Annotated in this window: 13 protein-coding genes; 6 read left to right on the top strand and 7 right to left on the bottom strand. The window is 56.1% G+C overall.

What is annotated here, in order from left to right; genetic code table 11:
* Nucleotides 1-143: 143 nt before the first annotated feature.
* From Q6A51_RS26535 to Q6A51_RS26520, 4 genes are all read left to right on the top strand, one after another.
* Entirely contained in the window at nt 144-1,274 is a 1,131-nt protein-coding gene (locus Q6A51_RS26535) for a ComEC/Rec2 family competence protein (protein ID WP_304576093.1), read from the top strand.
* Nucleotides 1,271-3,523, top strand: coding sequence for a Mov34/MPN/PAD-1 family protein (locus Q6A51_RS26530; protein WP_304576092.1), 2,253 nt, complete (start codon nt 1,271-1,273; stop codon nt 3,521-3,523). Before Q6A51_RS26535 ends, Q6A51_RS26530 begins: the two co-directional genes overlap by 4 nt.
* Nucleotides 3,524-3,759: 236 nt before the next feature.
* Nucleotides 3,760-4,575 (top strand): hypothetical protein, encoded by an 816-nt coding sequence (locus Q6A51_RS26525; RefSeq protein ID WP_304576091.1) that lies wholly within the window; start codon nt 3,760-3,762, stop codon nt 4,573-4,575.
* 480 nt (nt 4,576-5,055) lie between these two features.
* Nucleotides 5,056-5,724, top strand: coding sequence for an HNH endonuclease (locus Q6A51_RS26520; RefSeq protein ID WP_304576090.1), 669 nt, complete (start codon nt 5,056-5,058; stop codon nt 5,722-5,724).
* Nucleotides 5,725-5,784: 60 nt separating this feature from the next.
* Here Q6A51_RS26520 and Q6A51_RS26515 read toward each other — a convergent pair whose 3' ends face one another.
* From Q6A51_RS26515 to Q6A51_RS26505, 3 genes are read right to left on the bottom strand one after another with little or no spacing between them, the layout of a single operon-like run.
* Nucleotides 5,785-7,965, bottom strand: coding sequence for a protein kinase domain-containing protein (locus Q6A51_RS26515; protein ID WP_177091788.1), 2,181 nt, complete (start codon nt 7,963-7,965; stop codon nt 5,785-5,787).
* On the bottom strand, nt 7,962-8,765 hold the full coding sequence (locus Q6A51_RS26510; protein ID WP_241766502.1) for a PP2C family serine/threonine-protein phosphatase: 804 nt from the start codon (nt 8,763-8,765) through the stop codon (nt 7,962-7,964). Before Q6A51_RS26510 ends, Q6A51_RS26515 begins: the two co-directional genes overlap by 4 nt.
* Complete coding sequence (locus tag Q6A51_RS26505) at nt 8,710-9,387, bottom strand: vWA domain-containing protein (protein ID WP_301279497.1); 678 nt, start codon at nt 9,385-9,387, stop codon at nt 8,710-8,712. The genes Q6A51_RS26510 and Q6A51_RS26505 overlap by 56 nt, the downstream gene beginning before the upstream one ends.
* Nucleotides 9,388-9,832: 445 nt before the next feature.
* Here Q6A51_RS26505 and Q6A51_RS26500 point away from each other — a divergent pair, with 445 nt between their 5' ends.
* Together Q6A51_RS26500 and Q6A51_RS26495 are read left to right on the top strand one after the other, a co-directional pair.
* Nucleotides 9,833-10,123: a type II toxin-antitoxin system ParD family antitoxin gene (locus Q6A51_RS26500; RefSeq protein ID WP_304576089.1), complete on the top strand. Its 291-nt coding sequence runs from the start codon at nt 9,833-9,835 to the stop codon at nt 10,121-10,123.
* 2 nt (nt 10,124-10,125) lie between these two features.
* Nucleotides 10,126-10,482 (top strand): type II toxin-antitoxin system RelE/ParE family toxin, encoded by a 357-nt coding sequence (locus Q6A51_RS26495; RefSeq protein ID WP_304576088.1) that lies wholly within the window; start codon nt 10,126-10,128, stop codon nt 10,480-10,482.
* A gap of 208 nt (nt 10,483-10,690) precedes the next feature.
* Here Q6A51_RS26495 and Q6A51_RS26490 read toward each other — a convergent pair whose 3' ends face one another.
* From Q6A51_RS26490 to Q6A51_RS26475, 4 genes are all read right to left on the bottom strand, one after another.
* On the bottom strand, nt 10,691-10,990 hold the full coding sequence (locus Q6A51_RS26490; RefSeq protein WP_304576087.1) for an Arm DNA-binding domain-containing protein: 300 nt from the start codon (nt 10,988-10,990) through the stop codon (nt 10,691-10,693).
* Nucleotides 10,991-11,934: 944 nt separating this feature from the next.
* Nucleotides 11,935-13,053 (bottom strand): PQQ-dependent sugar dehydrogenase, encoded by a 1,119-nt coding sequence (locus Q6A51_RS26485; RefSeq protein ID WP_304576086.1) that lies wholly within the window; start codon nt 13,051-13,053, stop codon nt 11,935-11,937.
* 414 nt (nt 13,054-13,467) lie between these two features.
* Nucleotides 13,468-14,046 (bottom strand): cytochrome b, encoded by a 579-nt coding sequence (locus tag Q6A51_RS26480; RefSeq protein ID WP_095058179.1) that lies wholly within the window; start codon nt 14,044-14,046, stop codon nt 13,468-13,470.
* Entirely contained in the window at nt 14,043-15,116 is a 1,074-nt protein-coding gene (locus Q6A51_RS26475) for a catalase family peroxidase (protein WP_048393018.1), read from the bottom strand. The genes Q6A51_RS26480 and Q6A51_RS26475 overlap by 4 nt, the downstream gene beginning before the upstream one ends.
* Nucleotides 15,117-15,288: the final 172 nt, after the last annotated feature.

Here is a 15,288-nt window from a genome sequence, read left to right as displayed (position 1 = left end):
GCTTGATGCGTCTTTAATCGGAACACTGCTGCTAAGCTTATCCACAATTGCTGGGACAGAAATCAGCAATCCGTCCTGGGTCAATTTTCAATCGGCAGGGTGGGTCAGTTTTCAATCAGCGCCAACAGGTGGACAACGGCGACATGACGCTGGTGCAGCTAGCCGACACGGCAGCCACCACGTTGCTGATCGACATGAACATTCGTGTCGCGGCCGATGACCCAGCGGACTCGACTCCAGACGTTGCAACGGAGCTGCGAAAGCGCCTTCGGTTTGATCAAAAAAAACGGCCTTACGTTGACGCGTTGTTGCTGAGCCACCCGGACAAGGATCATATCAGTGGCTTGGCGAAACACTTTTGGTTGGGATCACTCGATGACTACCCCGATGACAATCTACAGTGGCATGAAAAGCGCATTGTCATTCGCGAAATGTGGTCATCTCCGATGGTGTTTAGACGCCGCTCGAAACACCACACGCTCTGCCTGGATGCCGTCGCCTTCAATAAGGAAGTCCATCGCAGGATTGGGCTTTGGCGCACATTGCGGTCTGCAGTGGAAGGCGACCGCATCAAAATCATGGGTGAGGATGAGAAAGGCAAAACCGACGATTTGCTGCCCATCGTGATCAAGACTGGTGAGAAATTTACCCAGATCAATGGCGAGCCCTCGTTCCTGTTCTCGGCTCACCTGCTTGCGCCCGCTCCTCTGCAGGACGATGACACTGAAGAAATGCTGTCCAAAAACCACTCCAGCGTCATTTTGAACATTGAACTGCAGGCTTCAATCTATTCGTCCAAGCGCGTCAGGTTCTTGACCGGAGGGGACGCAGAAGTGGCCATCTGGAAACGCCTGTGGGAAAAGTACGAAGACACTCCAGAAGTGCTTGAATACGATTTGCTTCAAGCGCCCCACCACTGCTCATGGCACTCCCTTTCTGTCGACAGTTGGTCAACCTACGGCAATGACGCCGAGCTCTGCCTGGAAGCCCGTAACGCACTCGGGCAGGCTCGAGAAGGTGCAACTATTGTTGCGAGCAGCAAGAAAATACTGGACAACGATGACAACCCGCCGTGCATCCGGGCCAAGCGCGAATACCTGTCTATCTTGAGGCCAGTGGATGGCATCTTCCATTGCACGGGGGACGGTAAGCGCCCGGAAACGATCGAGTTCGAAATCACCTCCACTGGAGTGTCCAAAATTGTCGCCGGTGTCGCTGCAGGGGTAGGAGCTAGTGCCGTGGCTTCCGCTGCGCCAAGGGCGGGCCGCACATGAATGAGATCTACGAATGGGGAACACCGATTGGTGAAGGACAAAAGGATTCGCTACATCCAATGACGCTTGGCCTGATTCAGGCCTGTCAGGATCATCCGTGCATCGAGGTGCTGGACATCCGAACCGTCGATGAAGGTTTGGGGCCGGAGCAGGCCATCGTCATTGAGGCGGGTGATGGCACCATTGAGTCAGGCAACCCGGGTCGCATCCGCAGGCGAGAAACCCTGGCGATTACAGTGAATCCGCAGACCGATGTCCCGGTGGTCGTGCGTACTCTGCGCAAGGATTTCCCGGGACACTCCCATCAACACGGCACACACCTGAACACACCACGCGCCCTCTGCCTCTACAATATCGTGTGGAGCGCTGTTGAACGCAGTTGGACGCCAGAACGCTTTTTGGAACGGATGTTCTGGTGGTTACGCGAGACGTCTCAGCTACGGCTGCATCGGGACGATCAACCACTGGAGCAACTGTTTTACAGCAGTCGCTACCAGTTGATCCTGCCTTCAAATTATTTGAAGCAGTCTGAGGACAGCGGCAAAAACCTGATTATCGAGGAAATCACGGGAGCACCGGGACGTCAGGTTACCTTGCGGGGAAGGTTCGATGACTCAAACAATCCTCGAGGTGTGGGCCTGCAGTCACTGAAGCTGTCTGTCGACGGTGTCGGTTCATCACAGGTGGAAGCCGCCCCCCAGACACTTGGTCAACTCCATGACCGCTTGGTCTCCCGTGGAAGTGGGCTAAAGGAGCCATTGTTGAGCAGCGTGTTTGATGCGGTGACCGATCAGGGATTAGTCCCTGAACAGGCTGGCGATATCAAGGCGATACTTATCCTGGTCTGGGTGCCGCGCACGGGTAAGGATGGCATTGAACGGTACGACGTGCTGGGCTATGCGCTCCAGAGTTCGCTGCAAGCACTCGGTAACGCATTCGGTATGTTGCACTTCGACAGTGAAAAGCGTCGCTGGCATCGCACGACTTTGATTGGCGATGCCGCACAGAGCGATGAAGATAGCGCATGGCGAGATCTGGAAATCCTTTCAGTGCAAATCCGCTGGGGGATCGGAGCCGAAGGCGGACGCCAAATGTCCGCGATCAACCCTGACGATGCTGACTTCGGTGGGGTGCTCGCCGGCGTAGGCTCTTTGGGCGGAACACTTGCAGACATCTGGCTGCGTGAAGGCTGGGGCCGCTGGACGTACATCGATCCGGATCAGTTGCTTCCCCACAACCTGGCACGACATGTCGGATTGGACAGTGAAGTGGGCTACGCGAAAGTCGATGTAGTCCGGCACCATGCCCAAATGGTGTTTCCCGACGAACCTGCACCTAAAGCGATTGCGGGTAGCCTGACAAGCCAAAGTGAAGAGGTGATCAGCGCGTTGGGTTCAGCGAGTTTAGTGATCGATGCGACGACGACTTTCGACGCGCCTCGCGATTTGGCTGAGCGTGAAAATGCCCCCCGCACCGCCAGCGTGTTCCTCACCCCTTCAGGCCTTGCCAGCGTGATGCTGTTGGAGGACGCGAGTCGTACCCTGCGCTCCCCCGCATTGGAGGCACAATATTACCGAGCGATCCTCAACAGCCCCTGGGGAAAACCGCACCTTCAAGGTCACTTGGGGGATTTATGGGTAGGTGGTGGCTGCCGTGACATTTCGTTTCGGATTCCGCTTGAGCGCATTCACTTGCATGCAGCAATCCTTTCGAAGCAACTGCGCAAAAGTGTTCTGGGCGATGGCGCACGAATCTGCGTGTGGACAGTGGACGAAGAGACGGAAGCTGTAACCCCGATGGAAATCACCCCCCATCCGGTGAGCTCACACGCTCAGAATGGTTGGACGGTTACCTATGACGATGCGTTGATCACCAAGCTCAAGCAGATTCGTGGCGCAGCCCTTCCCAACGAAACGGGTGGCGTATTACTTGGGGTGACAGACCTGAAGTCTAAAACCATCCTGTTGGTCGACACGTTGCTCCCCCCCGCTGACAGCCAAGCAACTCCCCACCACTTCATCCGAGGCAAGGTCGGTCAGGAAGCCGCATTAGCAGACGTACACGAACGCACGGCTCGAGTCGTCGACTACGTGGGCGAATGGCATTCACATCCTGATGGTTACCCTGCGACCCCCAGTGTCGATGATCGAACGCTAATCACGTCGCTGGCGGGCTTGATGTCCAGTGAGGGGCTACCCGCCATCATGATCATCGTGGGCGAGTATGAGATCACTTTCCATGTTGAGTGATCAGCCAGCGCGGCGTCCTTAACACCCACGATGCAGCACCTATAAGGCACTAGCCAAAGGGGCATGGCAGGTTGCCCCTCTGCTTGCGGAAACAGCATTCAACCTAGGAGAAATGATCTGCTGGTATCAAATTTGCTCGCCAAATAATTCGAGAACCAGGAAAGGAAAAATCAACTAATAATCTCGTTAAAATAATTAAAAATCATCGAATCTTAAACAAACGAATAGGTCATCCCATGTCTGGATCAGTAGAGCTTTCGAAAGAAGAATTATTTTCCCTGGTTGAAAAAGCGGTCAAGCCTCAGTTCTTTTTGCTCATATTCAGTTTCGTTTTGCTCCTCGATGCTTCGCTAGTACGTTTTCACCACGTCGGACTCTTTGAACTAGGCACTTCGAACCTGAGCACTTCAACCGTTGGCATCACCTTGATTCTGACCTTCCTGGCTTTCTCAGGTTTGGCTTCAATGATTCTGCCTTTTTTATACATAGCATCGATCCAACTCTATATTGCTACGGTCTATAGTTTCTGTCTGTGGTTGAAGCAGAAAATCGAACCGGACAATGAGCCTATACACTATACAGGGCCAAAAAGACGCGAACGTGATCGTGTTCGTCCATGGGAACTGCGAGAGGAAGCACACAAAACACAAAGCGACTTCCTCATTCAGCTCTATAACACCTATGACACGACTCGAAAGCAAGAGCAAATTAACCAACGAAGAGTCGATTTTTTTGCATTTTGTACACTGTGCTTTCTCGTACTGAATTGCTGCCTACCTAGCTCACCTCAAGCGCAGACCTTGGCCCAGATGAGCATTACATACTTTTCAACGACTACACACATTTGGCTAAGCCTATCTGTTTTCGCCGTCATAGCATTCCATTCGTTGCACGATGACACCTACGAAAAACGATGGATCTATTGCCCGCCATTACATAACGCCCTGGAAGACAAAGACGAAGAGAAACGCAAACAGGAACGTCAGTTCCAGGAAGAAATCAAAATTCGCAGTGAAATCAGCAGAAGACGCCGCGAGGAGACACTGGAGTAGTTGAAGAGAGTTCGACAGTTCAAAACATAAGCCGCCCAGGCGGCTTATGCCTGCATTGACCCGACTTTTTATATTCATGATTGATGTCGGGCTTCTTCAGCGTCGAACGAAGAAAATCTTTGACAACAAACAAAAAGCGGACGCTTGTCTGAACCACCCAAAAACCGAGCTGGGTGGGCTCACGCCACTGCAATTCGCGCAAAGTGAGTCCGGACACTAAGCAGGATCTTTCAATGCCGACATTCGCCAGCGCCTAGCGGTGATTGATTTGAATAATGTCGAAGTCAGAGAGTCATTGGCCTTGAAGGTCGAGAAAGAGATCACTTCGTTACGGCGCCGGGCCCAGGAGGAGCAACTGGTGCTTCAAGAGGTCATCCGCAAACATGAACACACTGCAAGCCGAGGCAGAGCTCAGGTCCCCCTAATAGCTGACGTTTCGTCGATCGCTAACAGCGCCATGCCAAGGACTGGAGGCTAGTAATGGCAAATCTTTATGCGCACAAATTATGGGCGGCGTTCAGGAGAAAAATTATCGAATTGGACGGTAGCCAGTGCGTCGAATGCGGGCGATCAAGGGACGATGGCGTCGTCCTGCAGGTTCACCACAAACGCTACATCAGTGGACGTAAGCCTTGGGAATACGAAACCTCCGAATGCGAGACCTTATGTCAAGGGTGCCATGCTCGAGAGCATGGTGAGATACGACCGGATGCTGGGTGGGAGTATGTAGGCGAAGAAGATCTAGGCGACCTGAGCGGCAACTGTGAACTGTGTGACAACTCGATTCGTTATGTTCACTACGTGCAGCACGAGCACTGGGAGCAAATGGGGGTCGGTACTCATTGCTGTGACAATCTCACAGGGACGAGAGAGGCGGCAGAAAGCCGACGACGTTTAGGGCGGTATAGACGATTCATATCCTCCGCCAAATGGACAGCCGGGAACGACCTTCTCAAGATAAGACATTGTGGACTCATCGTGGCGGTTGTCTTAGAACAACAGGGATGCAAGCTGATCATTAATGATGTTCAGGGCCGAAAGACCTTCACAACCGTACTCGCCGCCAAGAATTTCTTGTTCGAGTTCATGGAATCTGGTGAAGCCGCGAAGTTTGCCGAACGGCAAAAAGCGAAAGCGAATAAATCCTGAGCCCCCCAACTCCCACCTCCTAACTGAGCTGCCCATGGCCCAGAACAAGACCACTACACTTCAGCCTCTTGTTCCTTTACATGAGGGATATTTGGAACACCCCCAGAATTGGCTTCCAGCACGCTTTCCCTTGCGAGCCGTCCGACGAACCATAGATGCACCACATATGGGGCAGGCATTCGATGCTGGCGAACGCGCAGGGCCAGTTGCAGATGAGTGTGTTGGGGTCAGCGGCGCCGGGCTTCGAGCAGGTTGAACTGGAGCTCTTTTGGGAACCTCGATGGTGACGACTGCAGGTGTGGGCACATTGATTCCCAAGACCGCGCAATCCTCTTGGGCCTTTGCACGCTCGGCAAGTGCCTGCAAGAGAGATTGATCGGGCGCAGAATTAGCGGATAGGCATCGTGGCGCCGCAGTTTGTAAAGCAGCCAGGCCCGAACGAAGTTTTTTCTGCAAATCAATCTGTCTAGCCGCTGATGCAGAGCGCGCTGCGTTCTCGGCTTGGATATCAGATGGATCTGGCGAGGGGTTGTAACGGAACTTAGCCTCGTGACTTTGGCGCCATGCGAGCATTTTTCCAGTCAATGCCTCACCAAACCCCGGCACCGCACGAACCGCGGATGCCGTTATGTCAGCAGCAGTTTCAATACCAAAGGAGGTCAACGTAGCAGTCTTCGCAGGCCCGATACCCGGTATTGTTGCCCGTCCTATCAGGAACCGATCCAAGAAGTCTATTCGCTGACGCGCCTCTCGTGTCGACTTCAGTTTTATCAGTACCTGCGCGAGATCCCCCTCAACCTGCCGATATCGGGTCACACAGTCTTCCAAGTCGGCACGTAGAACAAAAATCTCCTTCAGGCCAATGCGCTGCAAATGTGCCATCGATAGCAAACGCACCCGACTATCAGCATCCACGTAAGCCCTGCGAAACGGCGCTGGATCTACCTTGGCCTTAGTGAGCAATGCTACCAAACCGTAAACGCCCAGGCCTCCCCAAAGGAGTCCTAACTGCGGCACGTTGAAAAAGCCGATGATTGCCGCCAATAGTGCCAGGACACCGTAGATAGCTTTCTCTGGACCGTTGCTCTTTGCCTGAGTAACTGCCGCACTGGGCGGGCCTACATTTCCGCTCCAGGTAGGCAGAGCTTCTTCCGGCCGAGGAATCCGCACCGCGCGGATAGCCGCCCATACAGCTTCAAGATCGAAGGGCCCTGCCGTAAGAACATTCCCCACGACAAGCCCCAATGGGAACATTTCGAAACCAGACTGACTTGCTAGCCGACACCAAAGACAACTTCCTGCCGCACTAGGAAAGTAGTGAGTCGGGACATTTACACATTGACGCAAGCCAGCTTCGAGACCTTGAAGCAAACTCACCCACGCAGCCGGATCCGGACGGGAAGTAGCAGCAAGACCGAACGCCGACTCAAATGCAGCGGCAACCGACGACGGGAAATCCGCCAAAAGCACCGAGCCGGGCGGTGGTGTGGTACGTGTTTCGTCGCGTCGGACAATTGAAAAGGCAAAGCGGTGCTGTGCAATCGACTGACCCAGGCTAAGATCCGCACCACTAAAACGGCCGGAATAGGGATGCTTGCCCATGACTAGCAATTGGAAGATGGCAACTGCGAGTCCAAAGTTGTCATGCGCCTGAGTACGCTTGACGCTACTAAAGCTGACACCATGGAGCTCTGGGGGCGTAAAGTCCTCCATGCCAACAACACAGGGATAGGACTGCCCATTCAAACTAAACTGAAAACTATCGGCATCAATCAGTGCGACAGTGGCGTCCTGCGCTACCAGAACCCCGGAATGGTTGAGATCCCCAATAATACAGCCAGCTTGATGCACCGTTGCGACGGCACGCGCGACGTTTTGCGCCACGCGTACTAGAAACCGATAGTCAGCTTTGGGAAATTGGATTTTGCGTGACTTCGGGCTGTACAGCTCATGGAGCGGCCTATACCCCGCAACCAGTCGCATAGAAAAACCAGCGAAGTTGCCCGAGGAATCAGTAACCACCTCAGATGGGAAAGCCACAAGAGTGGTCGCGTCCGCCAACCGCCCTTCTACCATCGCCCTAACCTTACTTTCGCGGGAGCGCCGAAGCTCAGCCTTGTAGATTTTCACTGCACGATCGGTACGTCCCACCAGCGCGTACACATCCCCCTCGCCTCCTTTGCCAAGGCGCTTATCGAGTTGCTCATTCTTACCGGCGATACGTACCGGTGGAGAGTTCATCGACATGAAACGAGGATGAGAGTCTTGTCGTCATCCGTTCGCTCGCAGAGCGCAGGACTGTTCAGGTATCGCGCAAGTGCGCCTGACAATTCAACCAAGCGTCCCTCCCCTGCTACTTGGTCGACCGGATTAATCATCGGATCAAAGAACCGAGCAAAGGGCTGCTGTGTTGCTTGCTCCAAAGCGACTGACTCCAATCCATCCGAAAATAAAGCGAAGGCGTCATACTCAAGATCCAAATTGAAGGTACGCAGCCGAACCTCAGGGTCATCCGTAACGAAATAGGTCGTCGACGCAAACTCTCCGTTTTCTGGCCAGCACAAGGCCTCCCATACACCAGCCTTACGAGCGACAAGCGCACTGTCGCCAATCTGCAAAGCCAAGACACGCCCTTTGAAAACCACCAGCATCACCAGCGTCGCAGCGAATTGTCGCCGAGTCAGACCACGCCGCGCGGCTGCCTCGGATAGACGGTCTCGCACCAGATCAATCCAACACAGGATCAGCTCATTATCCGGCAAGCTGTCATTACGTTCGAACCATGATCGGAAGTTAGCTATCAGGCTGCGGCAAACCAAGGACGCGCCTTGCCCGCCGTAACTTGCGCTGCCCGCTCCGTCGGAGACTACCGCACAGAACGTATGCGAGTTGATCCGAGTAACGCTGTAGGCATCCTGCTTTCGCGTCCCAATGCGCTGATGGGACGTGCCGATACACGACGCAGCCGCCCAACGCCAGCGAGGATTATCCAGCAATGGCCCAACCCTCTGGACCAGTCGGATTGGCAAGTGGAACGGCATCCCCTGGATTGGACTGCGATACAGCGCTTAGCGAGCTGGAAAGCCAAGCAAAGAGCTCGCGAAACGCCAATCCCTTCAGCTTCAATGGCTGACGTGTACCCAACTGCGAGAGAGACGACATATCCGCACCGTCAACACCAACGGAGTAGAACATGAATTCTTTACGCTCTTCCCCTTCATGGACGCGTCGACGCGCCTCCTGCCAATCATCAGTCGGAGCACCATCGGTAATAAGAAATACCCAAGGGCGGTAGTACTTGACGCCATTGGCGCGGTAACGATCCTTGCGTTCGCGCAACAGATCCAGTGCCCGCACAACAGCCTCCCCCATTGGCGTTACACCACTTGCTTCCAACACCTCGGGGAAAAATCCGTCGACTGTCGTGAACTCGGTACGAACGTTGACGGGACCAAAGGTCACCACTGCCAACTCCACACGTTTCGCCGCCATCGCATCAGCGTACAAGTCATCTTTGAATGACTGCAAAGCATCGTTCAGCATCTGGATTGGCGCCCCATTCATAGATCCAGATGTGTCCAACAGAAGTATGCAAGGGCACCGTTGCTCGGGATTTTCAGCAAACTCCGCGTCTGCAAACGGCTGCTGCTCGAAATCGCTCATCTTGTCCCTTTATCCTTTTCCATGACGAGACTGTCGTGATAGCACGATACCAGCACGTACTAAAAAACGCACAAAATTGATCAGAACAGCGCCTATCTCATGTGAGCTGTCACGGATGCTGTCAGTGCATAATGGCTAATTACTAAGATGCATATAGGTTCGCTTCACTCGAACGGTGAGAACGCCGGACACATCAAACAGGGCTTGGCCAAGCTGAGGGCCCAAGACCCACACTAATCAAGCTGTCCCCGACGTCCCGCCTTCAACACCCTTTTTTGGACTCTATGCACATGCAGTCCGGAGCCAGCACGTGCTGTTCGGCGCGAAGGATGACCCCGTACGACACAATTCGTCAGATACAAATCCAAAACTATGTGCTCGCAGGTAAAATGGCATAATATGCCAATGATCAAAAGAACCTGTTTGCCCAGAGCTGGAGCTAATTATGGCGACGCGAAACGTTGTGCTCACCCCTCATCAGGAACAGGTTATCCAGGACCTGGTGCAGTCCGGCCGTTATCAGAATGCCAGCGAAGTGATGCGAGAAGGTTTGCGCCTATTGGAACAGCGCGTCGCCGAAGACACTGCCAAAATTGAGGCCCTGCGTCAGGCGACCTCGATCGGCATCATGGACCTTGAGCACGGGCGCTTCACTCAGTTGAACGAAGGGGATCTGGAGCATTTCCTTGAGGGATTGAGCCAGGAGGCCACCCTGCCCGCGCGCGAGAAACACTGAGCATGCCGCAATATCGGATTTCCAACGCGGCGCGCGCCGACATTGTCGACATCCTCACACTCTCCCGGATGCAGTTCGGCGATCAAGCACGCCAGCGCTACCAGGCACTGATCCTCGCGGCGCTGCAAGCGATTGCCGACACGCCTTATCGGATTGGCAGCCACGAACGCGATGAGCTTGCACCGGGCCTTCGCAGCTATCACCTCATCTATTCACGCCAGCAGGCCAAACCTCCCCATGGGACGGTCAAAAGCCCACGGCATATCGTGTTCTATCGTGTGGTAAACGACGACGTGATCGAGGTCGTCCGACTCCTTCATGACGCCATGGAGGTCCAGTTGCACCTGCCCAACAACTGATCACCGACCTGGCCCAACGGTTTAACTGGCCATAAACGACGAAGGTAAGGCGTCGCCCTCGACACCTCAACTTGAGGGCCCTCGCTGTCAGCCGATTCGACGGCCAATTGAAGCGGGAGGTTCTAGGTCCGACCGACCTATCGAGACCCACGACCACAAACACGATGTTCAACTTTGCGTACCACTTTCAATGCTGAACAACCGCTTCTTAGGCGTTCTCCGTGGCCAGGCGCCTGGCATTACGCTCCAACAGCCGATGGACACGCGGATCAATGCCCCTGGCGACCTGTGCCCGCGCAACATCACGCAGAGCACGAGCATCTCGCAAGCTAACTTCAGGATAGGTACCGAGCGAAATACGGGGTTGCTTATCCGCCCAGGAAAAGCGGAAGTGCCAGCACTTGGCGCCTTTGGTATTTACGAAAAGGGCAAGGCCGTTGTAGTCAGGGAGGGTGTAGTCCTTTGCACGGGGTTTAGCATGCCGGACTCCAGTGTCGGTGAGAGCCATCTTACAATCTCCGTCTCGTTTGAATAGAGGAGATTTGTACGGTTTCCAGTGAGGTGAGTACCACGAAAAAGCGATTTACCAAATGCCGAATTGATGTACTAAATAATGTACTGAAAAATCGTGGCTATTGATGTATCAGAATGGACTTTGCTGGAACTAAAAAAGAGGCCGAAGCCTCTTTTTTTGGTTTCTACATACTTCAATGGAAGCCTATAGAAAAATAATTGGAGCGGGAAACGAGACTCGTATCTGGCGTCCGACCCATTGAAATCTAACGGGTTTCTTTTCTTGCCGAAGCAGGAAAAAACTTAATTCTGGACTTGTTTTTGAAGTATTTCAAGATCCAAGTCTGGTATGACACCAGCGTTGGAGTGGATCAATCACTGCACGCCGCATTCGATGCCCGCGCCGTTTACGCGGGGCTGACCATGGACTTCTAAGGGACATAGGTCAGGGAGCGTTATCGCAGGATGATCCTCCTCTTGGCAGACCTATCGGCGGTTGTCACCTTCTGCCGGTACAGTCTTACCCCCTGAAAGCACCGTCAATGGAATGCTCCATGAGCTCCTGCATTCGTATCAGAGCAAGCGCAAACCCAGCTGATTTCTTCGATGAGGTTATTCCAGAGGAGGTCTTGACCTGAACGGTTGGCGGTTGGAGTGATCAATACAAGGCCTGGGACGCTCCCGCCTGGTTCGAAAATGTGAGTTGACGGCCTCTCTGTTACCCTGAATGGGCTTCTCGCTTCTGTTTCCAGCGCTGGTGTCGAGATCCTGAAACACATTTCCCCACAGAACCGACCTGGCTGGTATCGTTCTCGACGATCAGCTTGATATCGCCGAGTTCCTCCTTGGGAGGCGGCGAGCGCAAGCCGTCGAAGAGGTTGCGGGCAGGCGTCGCGGCTTGCCGACGCTGCAGCTGCGCAATGCCTGCCCTGATGGCGCTCAGCGCGGCTGAAGACGCAGCAGTTTGCCATCCTGTTCGTCGGTGAGCACGTAGAGCAGGCCGTCAGGGCCCTGCCTGACATCCCGAATGCGGGCATGCCCGTCCTCCAGCAACTTGTGCTCGGCCACGACCTTACCGTCTTTCAGTTCGATACGGTCGAGGTAACCGAACTTGAGCGAACCGACGAAGAGATTGCCCTTCCATGCCGGCCCATAACGGTCGCTAGTCAGGAAGGCCATGCCGGACGGCGCGATCGAGGGCACCCAGTAATGCAGCGGCTGCTCCATGCCGTCCTTGGCGGTCAGGCCGTCGCCAATCTTCCCGCCGCCATAGTTTTCGCCGTAGGTGATGACCGGCCAGCCGTAGTTGCGCCCCGCCAGCGGAACGTTGATCTCGTCGCCGCCCTGCGGACCGTGATCGTTCATCCAGAAGCGGCCGTCCGGACCGAGCGTAGCGCCCTGGCTATTGCGATGGCCATAGCTCCAGATCTCCGGCAAGGCACCGGCGCGGTCGACGAAAGGGTTGTCGGCCGGTACCGCGCCGTCCTTCTGGATGCGCACCACTTTGCCCAAGTGGTTATCGAGTTCCTGCGCATCCTCCTTCCGGCTGTAACGCTCGCCCAACGTGACGAAAAGCGTCCCGTCCTTCGCCTCGACGATGCGGCAGCCGAAATGCGCGGAGCTGCTCACCTTCGGTCGCTGACTGAAAATCACCTGCAGGTTGTCGAGGCGCACCATGTTGCTCGACAGCGTCGCGCGTGCCACTGCCGTGCTATTGCCCGCGCCACCAGCGGCCGGTTCGGAAAAGCAGAAGTAGACCATGCGATTCACGTCGAAAGCACTGTCGGTCACGACATCCAGCAGCCCGCCCTGCCCGCCTGCCGCGATCGCCGGCAGCCCCTCAACCGGCGGGCCGATGCTCCCATCGGCACCAACCACCCGAAGCCGGCCCGGCCGTTCTGTCACCAAGTAGCGATTTGCCGGCAGAAAGGCCACTGCCCAGGGATTCTCCAATCCGGTTGCCACCCGCTCAGCCCGCACCTCGGCGGCCAGCGCGCTGACAGCAAAACCCATGGCAAGAAATGCTGGGACCAGAACCCACTCAAGTTTCAGATTCATGTCTGTTCCGATGGTTGATTTGACAGCCGCTAGCACACCCTACGAAGAAAGATATAAATTAGTAAATCTTTGCGCTACGCATGTGCATCCAGATATTTCTCTGCTTTTGCGATCCCGTTCATGCGCCGAAGTTTCTGTATCGTGAAGGCGCCCCCCTGCGTCCGAACGCCAATGGCGGGAGGCTTCGACGCCAGGTGTTTAGGCACGGCACCTTAAGTCGGCGGCTCGCTGAACTTGGCGACGAACATCTCTATGAAGCTCGGTGATCCGGCGAGGGTCAGCGTCACTTCGTGCCAGCCTCCCAGCCCGACGGTCACTGCAGGTCGTGGTCCCACAGTACATGCCCACTGAGGTATTTCATCTCGCCCCACCGAGAACGCGCGCGCCACGGCGCCCGTGGTAACGGAGCCTGCGTCAGTCAGCGCACTTGGTCACGACCCTGCCGTCGACCGACGGATGTACCGGAAATGGCGCCATGGTCTCGAACACGCCGTCGCGTCGCACCAGCGCGTGGAACAGAGCGGCCCCGAGGTGCAGCAGGATCAGCGCGAAGAAGCAGAACGAGAGGAACTTGTGAGCGTTCCACAGCCAGCTGTGCAGGCCGGCGTCGGGCGACACGATGGCGGGCAGACGCAGCCCGGCGACGAGCACCGGGTAGTCCGCCGCCGACAACATGGCCCAGCCAAGCAAGGGCATCGCGAGCATCAGCACATAGAACGCGACATGCGAGAGTTTGGCGGCGAGCTTCATCGGCTCGGGCATGTCACGCGGCAGCGGCGGCGCACCAAGGCGCCAGCGGACGATCAGGCGCAGCACCGCGAGCACGAGGATCGCAATGCCCAACGGCTTGTGGATCGAGACCAGCATCAGGTACGCGGGCGTGATCGTCGAGACCATGCCGACGCCGATGAACAGCATCACGAGGATGCAGATCGCCATGCCCCAATGAAGCGCCCGCTGTAACGGCGCGAATTGCTGGTTGACTTGGCTCATGGCTTGGCTCCGGCGGTGGTGGTGGACGGGGTGCGCGGATAGTCTTTTTCTTCGGCGGTCCGGCGGTTGTACGAGACCGAATAAGCGGCCGAACGTGCGGCGGGGAAAGGGTCGTCGGATGTGCGCATGCCGGCCGGCAGCACGGTGGGATCGAAGTTGATGTCGCGGCATGAGCCATCGGCCTCGGGCTCAATTTTCGTCACCGACAGGGTGCCGACGCCGACGCTGCGGCGATCTTCCGGCCAAACCTTGCTCGGGTCGGCGGTCGGGTCGCCCGGGTCGGCGACCATGACCGTCATAGCCCATCGCTGCGTCGCCTTCGCGACGCGCTCGGTGATGTCTGCCAGCAGGAAATCGGGCTCGCGCTTCTTGAGTTCGTCGCCCGAGACCAACACAGGTTTGGCGGCCGGCTTAAAGGACCAGCGCACGGCCTGGTCTTGGCCCTGCGCGTTGGTGAAGACGAAGCTGTTGATGCCGTTGTAGCGGTCTTCCGCGTACGAGCTGGTGAACGGCGCGCTGCCGGCCCACTGGCTAAACGCGCCGATCTCGGGGTGCACAGCGGCGAAGCTCTTCAACGCATCCGGATGGCTCTTGTCGGCGGAAGCCACCTGCAAGTCGTAGAAGGCCTGCGGCGTCGCGACTGGGAAGAACGGCGCATTGATCATTGCGGAACGCCACTCCTGGCCGTCGGGCGTTCGGATGCGCAGGCTCAGGGAGCGCACGCGCGCGCTGCCATCGGGCGCCTTGAGGTCGGGCGAGGCGAGGTTGAAGCGGCCGGTCACAGGATAGGTGCCGGCGGCGAACATCTGTGCCTTGGACAAATCGCTGCCAGTGCCGTTGGCCTCGAAGGTACCAGTGAAGCAGATACCCTTGGCATGGGCGCGGCGGAAGCCGAGCGCCGGTCCGGCGGGCGGCGCCAGCACCTCGACGATCTTGGTCGGCGTGAGGCGTGCGGGTGTCAACCAACCGGCTGTGTATGCGAACGCGGCGCCGACGGCGACAACCACCGCCGCGATCAGTACGAGCGGCCCGAGAAAAGACTTATTGGAGTGAGGATGTCGCTCGTTCATCGAAATTTCTTCCGGAGTGCGGGGTGGAGAGTTCTGTAACGAATTTAACGCTTTACTCTAAACCTTGTGCGAAGTCGCTACGGCGCTGAAGACTTCTATACGCACCGACCAGCAACATTACGTTGCCGCCGGCCGCGCGGCTCGGCGAAGAAGCAGTACAGGTGGCGACGAT

Origin of the sequence: Pseudomonas serbiensis, assembly GCF_030580745.1 — a bacterium.
GTDB lineage: Bacteria > Pseudomonadota > Gammaproteobacteria > Pseudomonadales > Pseudomonadaceae > Aquipseudomonas > Aquipseudomonas serbiensis.
Note: the sequence above shows the minus strand (reverse complement) of the source record. Positions and strands in the feature narration are given on the sequence as shown.